This window comes from Achromobacter sp. GD03932 (assembly GCF_029839485.1).
Classification (GTDB): Bacteria; Pseudomonadota; Gammaproteobacteria; order Burkholderiales; family Burkholderiaceae_B; genus Achromobacter; species Achromobacter bronchisepticus_A.
In genome coordinates this window covers 168,984-187,605 of sequence record NZ_JAOCAT010000009.1, presented here as the reverse complement: position 1 = coordinate 187,605, position 18,622 = coordinate 168,984, and the positions used below count along the sequence as shown (strand labels likewise).

The 18,622-nt window shown below is 64.6% G+C and carries 15 protein-coding genes; 11 read left to right on the top strand and 4 right to left on the bottom strand.

Going from position 1 to position 18,622, the window contains the following annotated elements; genetic code table 11:
* Window positions 1-4 precede the first annotated feature (4 nt).
* The 8 genes from nuoI to N5C88_RS11200 all read left to right on the top strand — a co-directional run bounded on the left by nuoI (window position 5) and on the right by N5C88_RS11200 (window position 9,468).
* Window positions 5-493: an NADH-quinone oxidoreductase subunit NuoI gene (gene nuoI / locus N5C88_RS11235; protein ID WP_008161196.1), complete on the top strand. Its 489-nt coding sequence runs from the start codon at window positions 5-7 to the stop codon at window positions 491-493.
* Between the two features lie 17 nt (window positions 494-510).
* Window positions 511-1,161 carry an NADH-quinone oxidoreductase subunit J gene (locus N5C88_RS11230; protein WP_054450491.1) on the top strand — a complete coding sequence of 217 codons (651 nt, stop codon included), beginning with the start codon at window positions 511-513 and terminating at the stop codon, window positions 1,159-1,161.
* On the top strand, window positions 1,158-1,466 hold the full coding sequence (nuoK, locus tag N5C88_RS11225) for an NADH-quinone oxidoreductase subunit NuoK (protein WP_006217969.1): 309 nt from the start codon (window positions 1,158-1,160) through the stop codon (window positions 1,464-1,466). Before N5C88_RS11230 ends, nuoK begins: the two co-directional genes overlap by 4 nt.
* 17 nt (window positions 1,467-1,483) lie before the next feature.
* The gene (gene nuoL, locus N5C88_RS11220; RefSeq protein WP_059374943.1) at window positions 1,484-3,520 is read left to right on the top strand and encodes an NADH-quinone oxidoreductase subunit L; all 2,037 of its coding nucleotides are present in this window, start codon (window positions 1,484-1,486) and stop codon (window positions 3,518-3,520) included.
* A complete protein-coding gene (locus tag N5C88_RS11215; RefSeq protein WP_059374942.1) occupies window positions 3,517-5,019 on the top strand; it encodes an NADH-quinone oxidoreductase subunit M in 1,503 nt (500 codons plus the stop codon). The genes nuoL and N5C88_RS11215 overlap by 4 nt, the downstream gene beginning before the upstream one ends.
* A 9-nt stretch (window positions 5,020-5,028) precedes the next feature.
* Entirely contained in the window at window positions 5,029-6,513 is a 1,485-nt protein-coding gene (nuoN, locus tag N5C88_RS11210; RefSeq protein WP_042796786.1) for an NADH-quinone oxidoreductase subunit NuoN, read from the top strand.
* 15 nt (window positions 6,514-6,528) lie between these two features.
* Window positions 6,529-6,858, top strand: coding sequence for a DUF2818 family protein (locus tag N5C88_RS11205; RefSeq protein WP_054450498.1), 330 nt, complete (start codon window positions 6,529-6,531; stop codon window positions 6,856-6,858).
* 333 nt (window positions 6,859-7,191) lie between these two features.
* Window positions 7,192-9,468, top strand: a complete 2,277-nt coding sequence (locus N5C88_RS11200) for a TonB-dependent siderophore receptor (protein WP_118931876.1) — start codon at window positions 7,192-7,194, stop codon at window positions 9,466-9,468.
* 88 nt (window positions 9,469-9,556) lie between these two features.
* On the opposite strand, the gene serB is transcribed toward N5C88_RS11200, so the two are convergent.
* Window positions 9,557-10,414, bottom strand: coding sequence for a phosphoserine phosphatase SerB (gene serB, locus N5C88_RS11195; RefSeq protein WP_059374940.1), 858 nt, complete (start codon window positions 10,412-10,414; stop codon window positions 9,557-9,559).
* 22 nt (window positions 10,415-10,436) lie between these two features.
* Window positions 10,437-13,919 (bottom strand): transcription-repair coupling factor, encoded by a 3,483-nt coding sequence (gene mfd, locus N5C88_RS11190; RefSeq protein ID WP_280015326.1) that lies wholly within the window; start codon window positions 13,917-13,919, stop codon window positions 10,437-10,439.
* Between the two features lie 29 nt (window positions 13,920-13,948).
* On the opposite strand from mfd, the gene ispD reads away from it, so the two are divergent.
* The 3 genes from ispD to N5C88_RS11175 all read left to right on the top strand — a co-directional run bounded on the left by ispD (window position 13,949) and on the right by N5C88_RS11175 (window position 17,353).
* Window positions 13,949-14,632, top strand: coding sequence for a 2-C-methyl-D-erythritol 4-phosphate cytidylyltransferase (ispD, locus tag N5C88_RS11185; protein ID WP_280015325.1), 684 nt, complete (start codon window positions 13,949-13,951; stop codon window positions 14,630-14,632).
* Window positions 14,629-15,120 carry a 2-C-methyl-D-erythritol 2,4-cyclodiphosphate synthase gene (gene ispF, locus N5C88_RS11180; RefSeq protein WP_059374937.1) on the top strand — a complete coding sequence of 164 codons (492 nt, stop codon included), beginning with the start codon at window positions 14,629-14,631 and terminating at the stop codon, window positions 15,118-15,120. The genes ispD and ispF overlap by 4 nt, the downstream gene beginning before the upstream one ends.
* 145 nt (window positions 15,121-15,265) lie before the next feature.
* Window positions 15,266-17,353 (top strand): DUF4344 domain-containing metallopeptidase, encoded by a 2,088-nt coding sequence (locus N5C88_RS11175; RefSeq protein ID WP_251877451.1) that lies wholly within the window; start codon window positions 15,266-15,268, stop codon window positions 17,351-17,353.
* Window positions 17,354-17,428: 75 nt separating this feature from the next.
* On the opposite strand, the gene N5C88_RS11170 is transcribed toward N5C88_RS11175, so the two are convergent.
* Window positions 17,429-17,947 carry a carboxymuconolactone decarboxylase family protein gene (locus N5C88_RS11170; RefSeq protein ID WP_042796792.1) on the bottom strand — a complete coding sequence of 173 codons (519 nt, stop codon included), beginning with the start codon at window positions 17,945-17,947 and terminating at the stop codon, window positions 17,429-17,431.
* Between the two features lie 74 nt (window positions 17,948-18,021).
* A complete protein-coding gene (locus N5C88_RS11165; protein ID WP_006389231.1) occupies window positions 18,022-18,570 on the bottom strand; it encodes a peroxiredoxin in 549 nt (182 codons plus the stop codon).
* Window positions 18,571-18,622: the final 52 nt, after the last annotated feature.

Here is an 18,622-nt window from a genome sequence, read left to right as displayed (position 1 = left end):
GGATATGGAAGCGATCAAGGATTTCTTCGGCAGTCTGATGCTGACCGAATTGCTCAAGGGCATGCGCCTGACGGGCAAGTATTTCTTCAAGCGCAAGGTCACCTTGCGCTACCCCCAGGAAAAGACGCCTGCGTCGCCGCGTTTCCGCGGCCTGCACGCGCTGCGCCGCTACCCCAACGGGGAAGAGCGCTGCATCGCGTGCAAGCTGTGTGAAGCCGTGTGCCCCGCGCTGGCGATCACCATCGAGTCGGACCAGCGCGATGACGGCACCCGCCGCACCACGCGTTACGACATCGACCTGACCAAGTGCATTTTCTGCGGCTTCTGTGAGGAAAGCTGCCCCGTGGACTCCATCGTGGAAACGCACATCCACGAATACCACGGTGAAAAGCGCGGCGACCTGTATTTCACCAAAGACATGCTGCTCGCCGTGGGCGACCGCTACGAAGCCGACATCGCCCGCCGCCGGGCCGAAGACGCTCCCTATCGTTGAAGCCCAGGACCTGATCCATGACTTTTACCACTGTCCTGTTTTACATACTGGCCGCCGTGCTGGTGATCGCGGCGTTCCGCGTGATCACCGCGCGCAGCCCGGTCACCGCCGTCCTGCACCTGATCCTGGCCTTCGTCAACGCGGCCATGCTGTGGATGCTGCTTGGCGCCGAGTTCCTCGCGCTGCTGCTGGTGCTGGTATACGTGGGCGCCGTGATGGTGCTTTTCCTCTTCGTCGTGATGATGCTGGACATCCGCATGGATGCCCTGCGCCAGGGCATGAAGACCTACCTGCCGCTCGGCCTGGTCATCGGCCTGGTGATGGTGGTCGAAATGGCCTTCGTGCTGGGTTCGACCTGGTACGGCGCGGGCCCGCAAGCCCCGGTCGCCGGCGACTACAACAACGCCCGCGCGCTGGGCGAGGCCATGTACACCCAGTACATCTACGCCATTGAAGTGGGCGCCGCGCTGCTGCTGGTCGGCATGGTCGCCGCCATCGCGCTGACCCTGCGCCGCCGCCGCGACGTGAAGTACAACGACCCGGTGGCCGCCGTCCGCGTGCGCTCGAAGGACCGTTACCGCATGGTGAGCATGCCCGCCCAGAGCGAGCGCGCCCAGGCGCAGAACGGCACCCCGACCGCCGCCGCGCCCCAAGGAGAACAAAAATGACGCTGACGCTGGCCCACTACCTGATCCTCGGGGCGATCCTGTTCGCCATCGGGATCTTCGGCATCTTCCTGAACCGCCGCAACCTGATCATTCTCCTGATGTCCATCGAGCTGGTGCTCCTGGCCGTCAACATGAACTTCGTGGCGTTCTCCAGCTGGTTCGGCGACACCGCCGGCCAGGTGTTCGTGTTCTTCATCCTGACCGTGGCCGCCGCCGAAGCGGCGATCGGCCTGGCCATCCTGGTGCTGCTGTTCCGCAACCTGAACACGATCAACGTTGACGAACTCGATCGCCTGAAGGGCTGACGGGGTATTGGAAGAAAATGTCTAGCTCACCCAATCTCTACTTGCTCATCGCGCTGGCTCCGCTGGCCGGGGCAATTCTCGCGGGCCTCTTCGGCACCGGGTTCCTGGGCCGTCCCATCGGCCGCCGCGCTTCGCACATGATCACCATCCTGGGCGTGCTCATCTCCACCATCGGTTCGGTGGTGGTGCTGAACGACGTGCTCAATGGCTTGCGCTTCGACGGCGCGGTCTACACCTGGAGCCTGATCGGCCAGACCAAGCTGGAAATCGGCTTCCTGATCGATCCGCTGTCGGCCATGATGATGGTCGTGGTGACTTCGGTGTCGCTGATGGTGCACATCTACACCATCGGCTACATGGCGGATGACCCCGGCTACCAGCGCTTCTTCTCGTACATCTCGCTGTTCACGTTCTCCATGCTGATGCTGGTGATGTCGAACAACATGGTGCAGCTGTTCTTCGGCTGGGAAGCGGTGGGCCTGGTGTCGTACCTGCTGATCGGCTTCTGGTACACCCGTCCCACGGCGATCTTCGCCAACATGAAGGCGTTCCTGATCAACCGCGTCGGCGACTTCGGCTTCGTGCTCGGCATCGGCCTGCTGTTCGCTTACGCCGGCACCATGCACTACGGCGAAGTCTTCGCCCAGGCCGACAAGCTGGCCACGCTGACGCTGCCCGGTTCCGACTGGATGCTGCTGACCGTCGCCTGCATCTGCCTGTTCATCGGCGCCATGGGCAAATCGGCCCAGGTTCCGCTGCACGCCTGGCTGCCTGACTCGATGGAAGGCCCGACCCCGATCTCCGCGCTGATCCACGCCGCCACCATGGTGACGGCCGGCATCTTCATGGTCGCGCGTTTCTCGCCGCTGTTCGAACTGTCCGACGTGGCGCTGTCCTTCATCATCGTGATCGGCGCCATCGGCGCGCTGTTCCTGGGCATCCTGGGCATCATCCAGAACGACATCAAGCGCGTGGTCGCGTACTCCACGCTGTCGCAGCTGGGTTACATGACGGTCGCGCTCGGCGCCTCGGCTTACTCGGTCGCGATCTTCCACCTGATGACGCACGCGTTCTTCAAGGCGCTGCTGTTCCTGGGCGCGGGCTCCGTGATCATCGGCATGCACCATGACCAGGACATCCGCAACATGGGCGGCCTGCGCAAGTACATGCCCATCACCTGGATCACTTTCCTGCTGGGCACGCTGGCCCTGGTCGGCACGCCGTTCTTCTCGGGCTTCTACTCGAAGGAACACATCATCGAGGCCGCCGGCGCCGCCAATGTCTGGGGCGCGAACTTCGCGTACTACTCGACCCTGATCGGCGTGTTCGTGACCTCGCTGTACTCGTTCCGCGTGTACTTCCTGGTCTTCCACGGCAAGGAACGCTTCGATACCACCGGTCACGGCCATGGCCACGACGACCATCACCACGCCGCCGACGTCGACCATGAGCCGGACGGCCATGGCCATCACGGCACGCCGCATGAGTCGCCCTGGGTGGTCACGCTGCCGCTGGTGCTGCTGGCGATCCCGTCGGTCATCATCGGCGCCCTGGTGGTCGATCCGATGCTGTTCGGCAAGTTCTTCGACGGCGTGATCAAGGTCCTGCCGCAGCATCCTGCGATGCACGAGCTGCACGAAGAGTGGCACGGTTGGGTGGCCTTCGGCCTGCACGCCTTCCAGACGGTTCCGTTCTGGCTGGTCGTGGCTGGCGCCGTCACCGCCTGGTACTGCTATCTGATCAACCCGAAGGTTCCGGCCAAGATCCAATCCAGCCTGTCCGGCATCAACAAGGTGCTCGAGAACAAGTACTACGTGGATTGGGTCAACGAGCAGATCATCGCCCGCGGCCTGCGCTGCCTGGGCCGTGGCCTGTGGCAGACCGGTGACCGCGGCATCATCGACGGCCTGCTGATCAACGGCAGCGCCCGTGTGGTGGGCTGGGTGGCAGCGGTCAGCCGTCACCTGCAGTCCGGCTTCATCTATCACTACGCGTTCGCGATGATCATCGGCATCATGGCGCTGGTGACTTTCTTTGTGCTGATTCCCCAATGATGGCAAGCGAGATGGCATCCAACACTTTCCCCTGGCTCACGCTTGCGATCTTTGTCCCGATCGTATTCGGCCTGCTGGTGCTGGCGGTGGGCCGTGACGACCGTCCCGGCCTGACGCGCGGCCTGTCGCTCGTCGGCTCAATCGCCGGTTTCCTCGTCACGATCCCGCTGTACACCGGTTTCGACTCCACCACGGCCAAGATGCAGTTCGTGGAGAAGACCTCCTGGATCGAGGCCTTCAACGTCAATTACCACCTGGGCATCGACGGCATCTCGATGTGGTTCGTGCTCCTGACCGCCTTCATCACCATCATCGTGGTGCTGGCCGGCTGGGAAGTCATCACCAGCCGCGTGTCCCAGTACATGGCCGCCTTCCTGATCCTGTCGGGTCTGATGGTGGGCGTGTTCTGCGCGCTGGACGGCATGCTGTTCTACGTGTTCTTCGAAGCTACGCTGATCCCGATGTACATCATCATCGGCGTCTGGGGCGGCCCGAACCGCGTGTACGCGGCGTTCAAGTTCTTCCTGTACACGCTGATGGGCTCGCTGCTGACGCTGGTCGCCTTCGTGTACCTGTGGAACGTGTCGGGCGGTTCGTTCGACATCCTGACCTGGCAGCAGACCAAGCTGGGCTACACCCCGCAGATCCTGATCTTCGTGGCTTTGCTGGCGGCCTTTGCCGTCAAGGTGCCGATGTGGCCGGTCCACACGTGGTTGCCCGACGCTCACGTCGAAGCTCCCACGGGCGGCTCGATCGTGCTGGCCGCGATCATGCTGAAGCTGGGCGCCTACGGTTTCCTGCGCTTCTCGCTGCCGATCGCGCCTGACGCCTCGCACAGCCTGGCCGGCATGATGATCACGCTGTCGCTGATCGCCGTGATCTACATCGGCCTGGTCGCGATCGTCCAGGACGACATGAAAAAGCTGGTGGCGTATTCGTCCGTCGCTCACATGGGCTTCGTGACGCTGGGCTTCTTCATCTTCAACACGGCCGGCGTCGAAGGCGCCATCGTGCAGATGATCTCGCACGGCTTCGTGTCGGGCGCCATGTTCATGTGTATCGGCGTGCTCTATGACCGCATGCACTCGCGCCGCATCGCCGACTACGGCGGCGTGGTCAACGTCATGCCGCGTTTCGCCACCTTCTTCATCCTGTTCTCGATGGCCAACAGCGGCCTGCCGGCCACCAGCGGTTTCGTCGGCGAGTTCATGGTGATCATGGGCGCGGTCGAGCACAACTTCTGGATCGGCCTGCTGGCGGCGACCGCCCTGATCCTGGGCGCTTCGTATTCGCTGTGGATGGTCAAGCGCGTGGTCCTGGGCGACGTCGCCAACGACCACGTGCGTGAACTGACCGATATCAACCGCCGCGAGTTTGTGATTCTTGGCGTGATGGCGATCGCCGTGTTGTACATGGGGATCTATCCCAAGCCCTTTACCGACGTGATGCACGTTTCGGTGGAGGCCCTGCTGCAACACGTTGCCGTCTCGAAACTGTAAGACAAGACAATGATGCAATCCCAAATCGATTTCGCCCTGGCGACACCGGAAATCCTCCTGCTGGTTTTCGGCCTGGCTATCCTGCTCGTCGACGCGGTCAGCAATCACCCCGAGCGCAAGCCGACGTTTCTGCTGACCATGCTTGCATTGGGCGTGCTGACCGTCGTGTCGGCCCTGCAATGGAAGAACGGCGTTGTTGGTTCGACCTTCAACGGCCTGTACGTCACCGACGAACTGTCGCATCTGCTCAAGATCGCGTCCTACATCGCCGTGGCCGCGACCCTGGTCTATGGCCGTGTCTACGCGCAAGTGCGCGACATGATGCGCGGCGGCGAACTCTACGTTCTGACGCTGTTCGCCCTGCTGGGCCAGATGGTCATGATCTCCTCCGGGAACCTGATCTCCATCTACCTGGGCCTGGAGCTGATGTCGCTGGCGCTGTACGCGCTGATCGCGCTGCGCCGCGACAACGTCGTCGCCACCGAAGCCGCCATGAAGTACTTCGTGCTGGGCGCGCTGGCCTCGGGCTTCCTGCTGTACGGCATGTCCATGATCTACGGCGCCACCGGCCACCTGGATCTGGCTGAAGTGTCCAAGGTCATCGCCGCGGGCAAGGCCGAGAAGCTGGCCCTGGTGTTCGGCATCGTGTTCCTGGTGTCGGGCCTGGCGTTCAAGCTCGGCGCCGTGCCGTTCCATATGTGGGTTCCGGACGTCTACCAGGGTTCGCCCACCGCCGTCACCCTGATCCTGGGTGGCGCGCCCAAGCTGGCCGCCTTCGCCATCACGCTGCGCCTGCTGGTCGATGGCCTGCACGGCCTGGCCGCCGACTGGCAGCCGATGCTGATGATCCTGGCGGTGCTGTCGCTGGCCATCGGCAACCTGACGGCCATCGCGCAGACCAACTTCAAGCGCATGCTGGCCTATTCGACCATCTCGCACATGGGCTTCGTGCTGCTGGGCCTGATGTCGGGTTCGGTCGCGGGCAAGCCGGAACTGTCGTCGGCCGCCTACGGCGCCTCGCTGTTCTACATGCTGACCTACGTGCTGACCACGCTGGCCAGCTTCGGCATCGTGCTGCTGCTGTCGCGCCAAGGTTTCGAGTGCGAGCATATCGACGACCTGAAGGGCCTGAACCGCCGCAGCCCGTGGCATGCCGCCATCGTGCTGCTGCTGATGTTCTCGCTGGCCGGCATTCCGCCGCTGGTGGGCTTCTACGCCAAGCTGGCCGTGCTGCAGGCGCTGGTCAGCGCAGGCCACGTGACCCTGGCCGTGATTGCGGTGCTGTTCTCGCTGATCGGCGCGTTCTACTACCTGCGCGTGGTCAAGGTCGTGTACTTCGACGAGCCGGCCGCCGATGCCGCGCCGATGGTCGCCACCTGCGGCCAGCGCGGCGTGCTGTCGGTCAACGGCGCCCTGATCCTGATCCTGGGCATCCTGCCGGGCGGCCTGATGGCCTTGTGCGTGCAGGCAATCCGCAGCTCGCTCAGCCTGTAAACGGAAAACGGGGCCATGAACCAGACTCTGGCGGTATGGCTGCTGATCGCGCTGGCCCTGGTCAGCGCGAATCTCCCGTTCCTGACGGAGCGGGTATTCGCCGTCATGCCCTGGAAGCAGGGCGGGGTGGCGGCAGTCAAACCGTTCTGGATGCGTCTGATCGAAGTGCTGGTGTTCTACGCCATCGTCGGTGCGCTCGGTTTCGCGTTCGAATCCACGCTGGGCAACCGCTTTTCCCAGACCTGGGAGTTCTACGCGATCACGCTGAGCCTGTATCTGGTGCTGGCGTATCCGGGGTTTGTGTACCGGTACCTGTTCAAGCGGCACCCGCGCCTGCGCACCTGAAGGCAGCCTGGTTCATGCATGAAAAACGCCCTGTGGGGCGTTTTTTTTCGTGGGTGCATGAAACCGGCTTAGCCTGTGCCTTTTGAGCTTGCTGATGCCTTTCCTTGCCCATTCGCGGGTATTCGGGAAGGCGGAGCTACTCAGCGTCTTGCACTAGCGGATACCCGGCGGGAGCCCTGCGAAGACCCGTGGGGATAACCCGCTTATGGTGTTGTTTTTTCATCTTTTGGATGAGTTTGGGTCTTTCATTCAGGTTTCATTCAGCCGCACAGTTCAGAATCGCAAACGTTAAAAAAACAAGAATCGTTGCTATTTACATTCGGAGAAGCTGGTTTGAAGCCCCAAGATACGTATTCGCTGAATGCGCTCACTACCTCCCTGGCTGCCGCGATCGCGGCCCCCGCGCTGTTCATCAGCCCGTACGCCGCCGCCCAATCCGCGGATTCGGGCGTGACGCAACTTGCGCCCGTGCGCGTGGAGGGTGAGGGGTCGTCCTATCAGACATCCACGGCGCAATCGCCCAAGTTCACGGCCCCCTTGCTGGACACCCCGCGCACGGTGCAGGTCGTGCCAAAGCAGGTGATCCAGGACCAGGCTGCGTCCACGCTGCAGGACGTCCTGCGCAATTCGCCCGGCATCACGTTCGGCGCGGGCGAGGGCGGTCGCCCGGGCGGCGACCTGCCGATCATCCGCGGCCAGAATTCCGCCGGCAGCATTTTCCTGGACGGCATTCGCGATTCCAGCACGCAGGTGCGCGACACCTTCAACCTGGAGCAGGTCGAAGTCATCAAGGGGCCGGACTCGGTCTATTCCGGCCGCGGCGGCGCGGGCGGCAGCATCAACATGGTCAGCAAGACGCCCAAGGCCACCGACTTCACGGAAGCCACGGCGCAGATCGGCACGGACAGCAACTACCGTGCGACCATCGACAGCAATTGGCGCCTGGCCGACAAGGCCGCGTTCCGCCTGAACGTCATGGGCAACAAGGGTGACGCGCCCGGCCGTGACGACGCGGTGGACTTCGAGCGTTGGGGCGTGGCGCCCTCGCTGACCTTGGGCGTGGGTACGCCGACGCGCATCACGCTGAGCTACTACCACTACCAAGACGACAGCATGCCGGATTACTCCATCCCGTATGACCCGAAAACGGGCCAGCCGGTGACGGAGACCATGGGTGTAAGCCGCAAGAGCTTCTATGGCTTGAAGGGCCGCGATTTCATGAAGACCCGCGACGACGTCGCTACCGTGGACTTCCAGCACGACTTCTCCGACAAGCTGCAACTGCGCAACGTGACGCGCTATGGCCGCGGCACCACCGATTTTGCGGCGACCAACCCCGACGACAGCAAGGGCAACGTTCCGAATGGCCTGGTGTACCGGGCGCTCAAGTCGGGCTACTACGTCACCAAGAGCTTCGCCAACCAGACCAACCTGACGGGCGAATTCGATACCGGCAGCCTGAAGCACTCGTTCGACCTGGGCTTCGAGTACAGCAACATCAAGCAGGACAAGGACAGCTACACCGAGTCGGGCGTTCCCGCTGGAACGAGCGGCTGCGTGACTGGCACCGCCAACGGCAAGAATACCTACGCCAATCCGGCGCTTTGCGCCTCGTTGTGGGATCCGGACCCGGGCACCTATTATCCTGGCCATCTGCAACGGAACAACAATCCGGCGCGCTACAACACGGATACGGTCGCGCTCTACGGCTTCGACACGATCAAGTTCAACGAGCAATGGCAAGCCAGCCTGGGCCTGCGTTGGGACAATTACCGTACCAGCGGCAGCAACATCGCCAAGGGCCGCAATGACCCGGCCAGCACGCCGGCGTTCTACAGTACCAGCCGCGAGGACAACCTCTTTAACTACCAGGTTGGCTTGGCATACAAGCCCGCGCCCAACGGTACCATCTACGCCACTTACGGAACTTCGTCCACGCCGTCCGCCATCGCCTCCAGCGCGATCAGCGATGCCGTGTCGGTCACGAACCAGTCGCTGGAGCCTGAGAAGAGCCGTACGGTCGAACTGGGCACGAAGTGGCAGGTGTTCGATGATCGCCTGACGTTGTCGGCGGCGGCTTTCCAGGACATTCGCAAGAACACCAGCGTCGCGGTCTCGGCCACCGAGACCGCGCAGGTCGGCGAGGCCAAGGTGCGCGGCATCGAACTGGGCTTCTCGGGCAGCATCACGCCCAAGTGGAACGTGTTCGGCGGCTACACCTTCATGGACAGCGAAATGACCAAGGGCGCCTACAACAGCGGCGCCGTGGGCCAGGACCTGCCCAACACGCCGCGCAATGCCTTCAGCCTGTGGACCACCTACAAGGTGCTGCCCAAGCTGACGGTCGGCGGCGGCGCCTACTACGTGGACAAGGTGTACGGCAATTCGGACGCGACCAAGAACGCCGACGGCACGCCCAAGGCGCGCTGGGTGCCTTCCTACTGGCGCTTCGACGCCATGGCCGCGTACGAATTCAACGACCATATGTCGGCGCAGTTGAATGTGCTGAATATTTTCGACGAAACCTACTACACCAAGGCCTATGCGGCGCACTACGCGGCGCTGGGCACGGGCCGGGCGGCGCTGCTCTCGCTGCGCGTGCGGTACTGATACGCCGCTGCAATGAAAAAGCCACCGCGAGGTGGCTTTTTTCATGCTCGCCCGCGGGCTGCAGGCACACGCGCCGGGCGTGACGCGTTCAGCTCTCGAACCAGTTCAGCACCCCGTCCAGCCCCGACACATTCAGCGCGTAGCGCGTCTGCTGACGCACCAGCGGCTTGGCGTGGTAGGCGACGGGGAAGCCGGCGATGCCCAGCATCTTCAGGTCGTTGGCGCCGTCGCCCATGGCGATGATCTGCTCCTGGGAGGCGCCGTGCTGGCGGGCGAACTCGCGCAGGTGGGCTTCCTTGGCGTCGGCGTCGAGGATGTCGCCCAGGACCTTGCCGGTCAGCACGCCGTTGGCGATTTCCAGGGTGTTGGCGTGCGCGCTGTCCAGGTTCAGGCGCTGGCGCAGGCGTTCGGTGAAGAAGGTGAAGCCGCCGGAGACCAGCAGCACCTTGATGCCGGCGGCCTGGGCGGTGGAAATCAGGCGTTCGGCGCCGGGATTCAGGCGCAGCTTTTCCGTATAGACCTGTTCCAGCGCATCGGCCGGCACGCCTTCGAGCAGGGCGACGCGGCGGCGCAGGCTTTCGGAGAAGTCCTTGATCTCGCCGCGCATCGCGGCCTCGGTGATTTCGGAGACCTTGTCCTTCAGGCCCGCCACGCCGGCGATCTCGTCGATGCATTCGATGTTGATCAGCGTGGAGTCCATGTCCATGGCCAGCACCTTGCATCCCGACAGCTTCAGGCCGGCGGACAGGAAGGCGGTGTCGACGCCGTGGCGTTCGGCCCAGCCGACGACCTCGGCGCGGGTGGCATCGTCGTGTTGTACGTCGAGCAGACGGGCGGCGGTGGCGCTGATGCGTGCGACGCCTTGCGCCTGGGCCAGGGCTGCCAGCTGTTCGGCGTGTTCCACGGTCAGGCCGGGGGATTGGACGACAAGGTGATGGGTAGTCATAAAAATCAGTGTGGTTTGACGGTTACTTCAAGGCGCGCAGCACGGCGCGCACGGCGTCGGCGCGGGCCGGAATCTGCGCGGCCTTGATCTCAACCCGCAATTTATCCTGTCCCGCCAGTTTGATGTGACGCTGGCGCTGCACGAGTTCGATGATCTTGCCGGGATCGACCGAGGTCTTGGGGCCGAATTGCAGCAGCGCCTGGGTTTCGCTGGCGTCGATCTTGACGATGCCCAGGGGCTGGGCGGCCAGGCGCAGGCGGTGCGTGGCGAGCAGCGTCTGCGCGGCCTCGGGCAGCTTGCCGAAGCGGTCGATCAGTTCTTCCTGGATGTGGATCAGGTCGTCTTCGTCCGCGGCGTGCGCCAGGCGCTTGTAGATGCCCAGGCGCGCATGGACGTCGGCGCAATAGTCGGACGGCAGCAGCGCCGGGGCGTGCAGGTTGACTTCGCAGGCCAGGTTGAAGGGCGCGTCCAGGTCGGGTTCTTCGCCGGCGCGCAGCGCGCGCACGGCTTCGTTGAGCATCTCGTTGTACATCGAGAAGCCCACTTCCTGGATGTTGCCGGACTGCGAATCGCCCAGCACTTCGCCCGTGCCGCGGATCTCCAGGTCATGCATGGCCAGGTAGAAGCCCGAACCCAGCTCTTCCATGGCCTGGATGGCTTCCAGGCGCTTCTTGGCGTTGTTGGTGATGGCGTCCTCGCCGGGCGTCAGCAGGTAGGCGTAGGCCTGGTGGTGCGAGCGCCCGACCCGGCCGCGCAGCTGGTGCAGTTGGGCCAGCCCGAAGCGGTCGGCGCGGTGGATCACAATGGTGTTGGCACTGGGCACGTCGATGCCGGTTTCGATGATGGTGGTGCACAACAGCACGTTGTAGCGCTGCTGGTAGAAGCCCTTCATCACCTGTTCCAGCTCGCGCTCGGGCATCTGGCCATGGGCCACGGCGATGCGGGCCTCGGGCACCAGTTCTTCCAGGCGGGCTCGGCGGTTGTGGATGGTCTCGACTTCGTTGTGCAGGAAATAGCACTGGCCGCCGCGCTTGAGTTCGCGCAAGAGCGCTTCGCGCAGGGTGCTGCCGTCCTCGCGCCGCACGAAGGTCTTGATGGCCAGGCGCTTTTGCGGCGCGGTGGCGATGACGGAGAAGTCGCGGATGCCTTCCAGCGACATGCCCAGCGTGCGCGGAATGGGCGTGGCGGTCAGCGTCAGCACGTCGACCTCGGCGCGCAGCGCCTTCAAGGCTTCCTTCTGGCGCACGCCGAAGCGGTGTTCCTCGTCGATGATGACCAGGCCCAGGCGCTTGAATTTCACGTCCTTGGACAGGATCTTGTGGGTGCCGATGACGATGTCCACGCGGCCGTCGTTGATGCCTTCGATGGCGGCGGAAACTTCCTTGGCCGAACGGAAGCGCGACAGCTCCACGACCTTCACGGGCCAGTCGGCGAAGCGGTCGGAGAAGGTCTGCGCATGTTGTTCGGCCAGCAGCGTGGTGGGGCAGAGCAGGGCGACCTGCTTGCCGTTGGCCACGGCCAGGAAGGCGGCGCGCAGCGCGACCTCGGTCTTGCCGAAGCCCACGTCGCCGCAGACCAGGCGGTCCATGGGGCGGCCGGAGGTCATGTCGGCGATGACGGCCTCGATGGCGGCGGCCTGGTCGGCTGTTTCCTCGAAGCCGAAGCCCTCGGCGAAGGCCTGGTAGTCGTTGAGCGGCAGGTTGAAGGCGTAGCCTTCGCGCGCGGCGCGCTGGGCGTACAGCGCCAGCAGCTCGGCGGCGGTGTCGCGGACCTGGCGGGCGGCCTTGCGGCGCGCCTTGTCCCATTGGCCGGAGCCCAGCTGGTGCAGGGGCGCGGCTTCCGGATCGGCGCCGCTGTAGCGGGCGATCACGTGTAGCTGCGACACCGGCACGTACAGCGTGCTGCCGTTGGCGTACTCCAGATGCAGGAATTCCATCCCGCCTTCGCCCATGTCCATGTTGACCAGGCCGTGGTAGCGGCCGATGCCGTGCTGCGCATGGACCACGGGGTCGCCTGCACGCAGCTCGGACAGGTCGCGCACCATGGCTTCGACGTTGCTGGCGCGTTCCTGGTCGCGCTTGCCGCGGCGGCCGGTGGTGGCCAGGCCCGGGTACAGGTCGTTTTCGGTGAGGAAGGCCAGATTGGCCTGGGGCAGCCCGAAGCCGGTGGACAGCGGCGCGGCGACGATGCCGAAATGGGCGTCCGAGGCGAGGAAGGCTTCGATGGTGTCGGGCTGTGCGTCCGGTGTGACGCCGAACTCGTTGAGCATCTGCACCAGGGTCTCGCGCCGGCCGGCGGAGTCGGCGCACAGCAGCACGCGTGTCTGGCCGGCCTGCACCAGCGCGCGCAGCTTGGCGATGGGATCTTCAGAACGCCGCGCCACGCTCACATCAGGCGCCGCGCGGAAGTCCGGGTGCGGCTGGCCGGCGGTCAGCGACAGGCGACGGAAGTCCTTCAGCCGCGCGTAGAGCGTCTCGTTGTCCAGGAACAGTTCGGACGGCGGCAGCACCGGCCGTTCGCGGTCGCTCTTGAGGAAGCCGTAGCGGCTGGAGGTGTCCTGGTTGAAGCGCTGGATGGCGTCGTCGATGTCGCCTACGGTGACGGTGACCGTGCCTTGCGTCAGGTAGTCGAACAGGGTCGCCGTTTCCTCGAAGAAGAGCGGCAGGTAGTACTCGACGCCGGCGAACGGAATGCCGTTGCCGATGTCCTTGTAAGGCAAGGCGCGCGAAGGATCGCCTTCGAAGACTTCACGGAAGCGCGCCCGGAAGCGGTTGCGCGCGTCTTCGTCCATCGGGAATTCGCGGCCGGGCAGCAGCTGCACTTCGCGCACCGGGTACAGGCTGCGCTGCGTGTCCACGTCGAAGCTGCGGATGGTCTCGATCTCGTCGTCGAACAGGTCCAGGCGGTAGGGCACCACCGAGCCCATGGGGAACAGGTCGATCAGGCCGCCGCGCAGGCAGAACTCGCCGGGCGCCGTCACCTGGGTGACGTGGTTGTAGTTGGCCAGGGTCAGCTGGGCGCGCAGCGCGGCTTCGTTGAGCTTGTCCTTCTGCTTGAAGGAAAAGGTGTAGGCCGCAAGGAAAGAGGGCGGCGCCAGCCGGTACAGCGCCGTGGTGATCGGCACGGTCAGCACGTCCACCGACTTGGTCATCAGCGAGTGCAGCGTGTGCAGGCGTTCCGAAATCAGGTCCTGGTGCGGCGAGAAGGCGTCGTAGGGCAGCGTTTCCCAGTCGGGCAACTGGCGCACCCGCAGGTCCGGGGCGAACAGCTGGATTTCCTCGGCCAGGCGCTGGGCCTCGACCGGCTCGGCGGTCAGGATGACCAGCGGCGCCGAGGCCTGCCGCGCCAGATCCGCCAGCAGCCAGGCGTCGCCGGACCCTGGCGGGCGCGGCTGCGCATAGCGCGCGCCGGCCTTCAGCGCGGACAGAGTGGGGGCCGTGGCGGGGACGGGAGGCGCGAAGGTAGCGGGGGCGGAGGGGGCTGGCATCAGGCTGGAAGCAGGCATCAAGCGGAAGATTATAAAATCACCGCACCATGTCTGCCTCCCTCATTGCAATCGTGCCCGCTGCGGGCGTAGGGGCCCGCGCCAGCCGGCCCGGGCATGAAACCGTGCCCAAGCAATACCGTCCGCTGTCTGGACAGCCCATGCTGCGCCACGCAGTATGCGCGTTGCTGACCGATGAACGCATCTCGCAGGTGCGGGTGGCCGTGACGCCCGGCGACGGCTGGGTGGATGCGGCGCTGGCCGGCCTGCCGCGCACCGTGTGGCGCGCCTGCGGCGGCGCGACGCGTGCGGATACCGTGGCGGGTGCGCTGGCCGACAGCGGCGTGGCCGACGATACCTGGGTGCTGGTGCACGATGCTGCGCGCCCTGGGCTGCCTGCGGCCGCGCTGGGCCGGCTGATCGACGCCTGCCTGGCGGACCCCGTGGGTGGCCTGTTGGCGCTGCCCGTGGCGGACACCGTCAAGGGCGGCCACGAGCGCGTGGAGCGCACGCTGGACCGCAACGGCCTGTGGCTGGCGCAGACCCCGCAGATGTTCCGGGCCGGCGTGCTGCGCGATGCGCTGACGGCGGCCTCCGTGAGCGGCGCGGCCGTCACCGACGAGGCCTCGGCCATCGAGGCGGCAGGTTACGCGCCGCTGCTGGTGCCCGGCGCCATGCGCAATTTCAAGGTGACATGGCCGGACGATTTCGAACTGATGGAAAAATGGCTATGAGTATTCCTTTCCGCGTCGGCCAGGGTTTCGACGTGCATGCGCTGGTCGAGGGGCGCCCGTTGATCATCGGCGGCGTCACGATCCCCCACACGCATGGCCTGCTGGGGCATTCGGACGCGGACGTGCTGCTGCACGCCATTACCGACGCGCTGCTGGGCGCCGCCGGCCTGGGCGATATCGGCCGGCACTTTCCGGATACCGACCCGGCCTTCAAGGGCGCCGACAGCCGCGTGCTGCTGCGCGAGGCCATGGCGCGCGTGCGCGCCGCGGGCTGGACGCCAGTGAACATCGACGCCACGCTGCACGCGCAGGCGCCCAAGATCGGTCCGCACGCGCCGGCCATGGTGAAGAACATCGCCGCGGATACCGGGCTGGCCGAGACCGAGGTCAACATCAAGGCCAAGACCAACGAAGGCCTGGGGTACCTGGGCCGCAAGGAAGGCATCGCGGCGACGGTGGTGGCCTTGCTGGCGCGCGCGGCTTCCTAGCTCGCGCGAGGGCTCCGCGGCACCACGGCCGAATGCGCTTTTCCGCTGTTCATTTAGTTTGGATACATCTTTAACAAATGAATAAGCGGGTCGAATTGATCTGGCATATTCTGCGCTACTTCAATTCGACTACTGAGACATTCGGATGCATTTACGTGGCATCGCCCTGGCTTCCATCTTCAGCGCGGTAAGCCTGCCCGCGCATGCGCAGTACGAGCAGCAGTTGGGCCCGCTGGCCGGTGCGGTCAAGCAGCAGATGCTGGAGGGCTGGACCGCTGGCGTGCAGGATGGATGGTTCACCCTGCACAACGCGAACAAGGCCGACAGCGAACAGACCCTGTACATGAATGTCGGGCCGGCGCCGGAATCGGGCCGGGTGACCGACGTCAATGTGGTCGTCAAGTCTCCGAATCCGAAAGCGTCCATCGGCGTGGCGCTGAGCAACCGCGCCAACAAGAGCCTGTGCCTGCTCGAACTCACGGCCGACAAGAACACACTGCTGTTCTGTCTGCAGGGGCAGAACCGCCGTGACATCGCGTCGCTGCCCAACATTGCGAAGCTGGACGGTTCCGACCGCATCAGAGTGGTCGAGCTGCCGGGCGCGGCCCGTTTCATCGTCAACGGCCAGCAGATCGGCGATGTCAGCAACGAGCCCGCCACGGGTTCTGAACTGGGCATCATGGCCTACGACGTAGGCACCTTCGGCGTCGCCGACTTCAAGATCACGATGACTGGCGGCCAATCCGGCGCGGCGCCGGCGGCTGCCGGGACCTTGCCCGCGCGCGGCGGCAACGCAGGCGGGGGCACGGCGCAAAAGCCCCAGGCGCAGGCTCCGGCCGCTGGACAGGGCGGCGGCGACTACAACCCGGCTCTGCCGGGAGAGGGCCCCTATCCGCGCTTTGGCGGCGACACCATGCGCATCGTGTCGGTGTACATCGGCATCATGCGCAGCATCTTCATGCACGAGTTCGGGCACGCCCTGATCGGCGAGCTGGAGCTGCCCTCGACGGGGGCGGAAGAGGACGCGGTCGACATCTACTCGGCGCTGCAGATCGTCGAGCCGACCATGTATCCGTCGGACAACAAGGAAGTGAACACCATGGCGCAGGACGCGGCAAAGTACGCGGCCTTGCAGTGGTACTACAGCGGCAAGGTGGCCGAGCGCAGGGGAGCCGACGCCTCCTCGGCCTGGCAAGACGAGCACACTGGCGACCTGAAGCGTTTTCGCAACATGCTCTGCATCATGTACGGCGGCAACCCCGCCGTGTTCGAGTCCATTGCCAAACACGTCGGGCTGGAGGACCGGACCCGGGCGCGTTGCGCGGATGAATTCAACAAGCAGAACCGCGCCTGGAACAAGATCCTGGCGCCTCACACGCGCGTGGGCACCTGGACGCCCGAAGGCCAGCAGCCGGCGAATGCGCCCGGCGCGCCGGTGAAGGTGGTGTTCCAGCCGTCCAAGCGCAAGATCGGCAACTTGTTTGCGAACAATCTGTCCGAAGCGATCTCGAACAACATCAAGCTGCTGGGCGAGCGCTACGTGCTGCCGCGCCCGGTCAACGTGGTGTTCAAGGACTGCGGCCAGCTCAATGCCTGGTACAGCCCGCGCGAAGGCTCGATCACCATGTGCTACGAACTGATCGAAAACATCGCGGTGATGATTTCCGACATCGAGATGGGCACCGTGGGCGGCGAGGTCGCGGCCCAGGGTGGCGGCGCCCCAGGCTCGGCCGCGCCGCGTCAGCAGCCGGCGCCGGGGCAGGGCCTGCCTGCCAGCGCCATCGACGAGCTGAAGGACTTTGGCGTGCCCGCCACGACCATGCTGTTCACCGCGCCGTACAAGGGGCCGACGCCCAACAAGATCTACCGGGCCCAGGTGATCACGACCGCCGACCTGGTCGGGATGATCAAGAAGGACAAGAATCTCCTGATCGTCGACACCAGCGGGCTGCGCGACACGGTGCCCATCGGTTATCCGCTGACAGATGCGGGTTCGGACGGCAGCGTCACGGATCACCTGCAGCAAGGCTTCGACGCCTGGCTGTTGAAGAACAACGGCGGCGATCGCAAGGCGCCCGTCGTGATCCTGGGCGCCGGCATGAACGATCGTTCCGCCTACAACGCGGCGTTGCGCGCCGGCACATTGGGCTGGACCGTGTACTGGTACCGCGGCGGCGTCGAGGCCTGGGTCGCCAACGGCCTGCCGACCACGTCGAGCATGCCGAAGAAATAAGCGATCGACGGCCCTGCATAAGAAAACCCGCCTGCGGCATGCGCCGCAGGCGGGTTTTTTATTGCGCGGGGCCGTTTACTTGCCTTGCGCAGCCAGCGCCAGGGCGGCGGCGTTGACCACGGCGGCAATGCGGCCGGCGTCGCGCAGCTGTTCGGTCGACAGGCCGTCGTTCTTCAGGTTCTCGTAGTGCGAGGCCACGCAGAAATGGCACTTGCCGATGATGGAGGCCACCAGGGCGAACAGTTCGAAGCGCTTCTTCTCGACGCCGCCATGGGTGGCGTAGGCGTTCATGCGCAACTGGGCCGGCAGGCTCTTCAGTTGGGCGTCGCCGGTCATTTCGACGTAGGGATACCAGGTGTTGTTCATGCCCATGAGGGCAGAGGCCGTCAGCGCGGCGTTGGCGTCGCCTTCCGACAGGCCGCTCTTGAAGGCTTCGACCAGCACCGGGCTGCGCGCGGCATAGGCGGCGGACAGGGCGGCGCCGACGGCATCTTCGGGAGCCAGGGTTGAGCGGGCGATCACGGCGTCCAGATTCAGGCGGATGTCCTTGGCCCAATCCGGCAGTTGTTCCTTAATGGTCGTAAGAAATTCCATAGCTTTTACCTATAATCTAGAGCAGTTAAAGCCCAGCGCAGGACCCGCAATCGGGTCCCGGGCCGGGCTGGAAATTACAGCGTGGCGCCGCCAACCGTACGGTTGCACGGGCACAGCTCGTCGGTTTGCAGGCCGTCGAGCAGACGCAGAACTTCTTCCGGGTTACGGCCGACGTTCAGGTTGTTCACCGAAACGTGCTGGATCGTGTTGTCCGGATCAACGATGAAGGTGGCGCGCAGGGCAACGCCAGCACCCTTTTCACGCACGCCCAGCTGGTCGATCAGGGCGCCGGTGGTGTCGCCGAACTGGTAGTGACCCAGCTTGTTGAGGTCCGGGTGCTCACGGCGCCAGGCCAGCTTGACGAATTCGTTGTCGCTCGAACCGCCCAGCAGGACGGCGTCGCGGTCTTCGAAATCCTTGGCCAGCTTGTTGAAGCCGACGATTTCGGTCGGGCAAACAAACGTGAAGTCTTTCGGGTAGAAGTAGATGACCTTCCACTTGCCGGGGAACGAGCTTTCGGTGATGTCTTCAAACGCCGACACGCCGTTTTCTTCGTGCTGGTTGAAGCCGGGCTTGACGCCGGTGACCTTGAAGGGTTCGAGTTTGTCGCCAACAGTTTTCATGTTTACTCCCAGTTGTTGGTGGAATTAAGGCTGCGCCTCAAACCTTAATTCT

What these genes read in the sequence shown, in the direction of transcription:
- ispD (WP_280015325.1), top strand. Translation starts at nt 13,949, where the DNA reads ATGTCTGCCTCCCTCATTGCAATCGTGCCCGCTGCGGGCGTAGGGGCC.
- serB (WP_059374940.1), bottom strand. Translation starts at nt 10,414, where the DNA reads ATGACTACCCATCACCTTGTCGTCCAATCCCCCGGCCTGACCGTGGAA.
- N5C88_RS11230 (WP_054450491.1), top strand. Translation starts at nt 511, where the DNA reads ATGACTTTTACCACTGTCCTGTTTTACATACTGGCCGCCGTGCTGGTG.
- mfd (WP_280015326.1), bottom strand. Translation starts at nt 13,919, where the DNA reads ATGCCTGCTTCCAGCCTGATGCCAGCCCCCTCCGCCCCCGCTACCTTC.
- ispF (WP_059374937.1), top strand. Translation starts at nt 14,629, where the DNA reads ATGAGTATTCCTTTCCGCGTCGGCCAGGGTTTCGACGTGCATGCGCTG.
- nuoN (WP_042796786.1), top strand. Translation starts at nt 5,029, where the DNA reads ATGATGCAATCCCAAATCGATTTCGCCCTGGCGACACCGGAAATCCTC.
- nuoK (WP_006217969.1), top strand. Translation starts at nt 1,158, where the DNA reads ATGACGCTGACGCTGGCCCACTACCTGATCCTCGGGGCGATCCTGTTC.
- nuoI (WP_008161196.1), top strand. Translation starts at nt 5, where the DNA reads ATGGAAGCGATCAAGGATTTCTTCGGCAGTCTGATGCTGACCGAATTG.
- N5C88_RS11165 (WP_006389231.1), bottom strand. Translation starts at nt 18,570, where the DNA reads ATGAAAACTGTTGGCGACAAACTCGAACCCTTCAAGGTCACCGGCGTC.
- N5C88_RS11175 (WP_251877451.1), top strand. Translation starts at nt 15,266, where the DNA reads ATGCATTTACGTGGCATCGCCCTGGCTTCCATCTTCAGCGCGGTAAGC.
- N5C88_RS11170 (WP_042796792.1), bottom strand. Translation starts at nt 17,947, where the DNA reads ATGGAATTTCTTACGACCATTAAGGAACAACTGCCGGATTGGGCCAAG.
- N5C88_RS11205 (WP_054450498.1), top strand. Translation starts at nt 6,529, where the DNA reads ATGAACCAGACTCTGGCGGTATGGCTGCTGATCGCGCTGGCCCTGGTC.
- N5C88_RS11215 (WP_059374942.1), top strand. Translation starts at nt 3,517, where the DNA reads ATGATGGCAAGCGAGATGGCATCCAACACTTTCCCCTGGCTCACGCTT.
- nuoL (WP_059374943.1), top strand. Translation starts at nt 1,484, where the DNA reads ATGTCTAGCTCACCCAATCTCTACTTGCTCATCGCGCTGGCTCCGCTG.